The sequence below is a fragment of the Rhodococcus sp. IEGM 1241 genome, assembly GCF_033142365.1.
Taxonomy (GTDB): Bacteria; Actinomycetota; Actinomycetes; order Mycobacteriales; family Mycobacteriaceae; genus Rhodococcus_F; species Rhodococcus_F erythropolis.
Window position 1 is genome coordinate 1 of record NZ_JAWLSE010000053.1, and the last position, 1,634, is coordinate 1,634.

Here is a 1,634-nt window from a genome sequence, read left to right on the forward strand (position 1 = left end):
CCGAACCGCACCGCGATCCGATCACCAAACCGCGCAGCAGCATCATCGAACCACGCCGACAACGTCGAATCCACACCGCTGTCGACACCCGTGTCACTCCACGCCAGAACACGATCCAACTCACCGGCGGTCAGAACATCCACGTCGCCAACGGCAGCAGTCGGATTCGCGACAACGCCACGGAGGACGGACACGAACCGATCAGCGAACTCGGTCGCTGTCGACGCGTCGAACAGATCCGTCGCGTAGGTCAGGGTGCCGGACATACCGGCGTCAGCGGCGTCTTCAAGAGTGAATTGCAGATCGAACTTGGCCAGTGCTGCGTCGAATTCCGCAGCAGCGGCGGTGAGTCCGGGCAGTTCGAGAGCACTCTGGCCAAGGTTCTGGAAGGTCAAAGCCACCTGGAACAACGGATGACGAGCCTGCGAACGAACCGGATCAAGAACCTCCACCACACGCTCGAACGGAACATCCGCATGCGCGAACGCCTGCAGATCCACTTCACGCGCAGAAGCCAACAGATCCGTGAACGACATCGACGGATCAACCTCGGTGCGCAGCACCAAAGTGTTGACGAACATGCCGATCAGATCGTCGAGCTGCGCCTCACCGCGACCGGCGACAGGAGCGCCGATTGCGATGTCGGTTGTCGCGGACAACCGTGCCAGCAGCACGGCCAGCGCAGAGTGGACAACCATGAACGGGGTTGCGCCCGTCGCCTGACCTGTTGCTTCCACGTCGGCCCACAGTTGCGCGTCGATGGTGAAGGTGTGGTTCGCTCCTTGTCCCGTTGCGATCTCGGGGCGGGTGCGATCACTGGGAAGGTCCAGCTGCTCGGGAAGGTCGGCCAGGGCATCGGACCAGTAGTTGATCTGCTGCGCGATGATTGACTGCGGATCGTCCTCGGACCCGAGAACCTCACGCTGCCACAGTGCGTAGTCGGCATACTGCACCGGCAACGGCGTCCACACCGGGGCTTGACCCTGTGAGCGGGCGAAGTACGCGGTCATCACGTCCCGGGTCAACGGGCTCATCGAGAAGCCGTCGGTCGAGATGTGATGCACCACGAACGACAACACGAAGTCATCATCGGCGACCTGGAACAGCTTGGCGCGCAACGGAACCTCGACGGTGACATCGAAGCCCTGGGCGAAGAACGAATACAGCTCCGCCTGGATTCGGTCGTCGGTGACGCGTTCTGCACCGAGATCGATCGAGACATCTCCAGCCGAGAGGATCTTCTGGTAGCCGATTCCGTCGACCTCGGGGTAGACCGTGCGCAGAACCTCGTGGCGACCGATAACATCGTGAACTGCCGAATTCAGGGCGGCCAGATCGAGCGCACCCGTGAGCCGAACGGCAACAGGGACATTGTTGACAGCCGATGCCGTGTCGAATCGATTGAGGAACCACATGCGCTGCTGCGCAAACGACAACGGAACCTGCGCCGGACGCACCTGCGCAGTCAACGCCGCACGCGAACCACCACCAACATGAGAACCGAGTCGGGCAGCAAGCCCTTCAACGGTCGACGCCTCGAACAACTCCCGCACCGAAACCGAAGCATCCAACGCCTGACCCAACCGAGACGTCACCTGCGTCGCAATCAGCGAATTACCACCGAGCGCGAAGAA

1 protein-coding gene is annotated in these 1,634 nt (G+C 61.8%); it reads right to left on the reverse strand.

What is annotated here, in order from left to right:
• Positions 1 to 1,634: condensation domain-containing protein (locus tag R4P70_RS32565; protein ID WP_317833836.1), on the reverse strand; the 1,634-nt coding region annotated here is incomplete at both ends.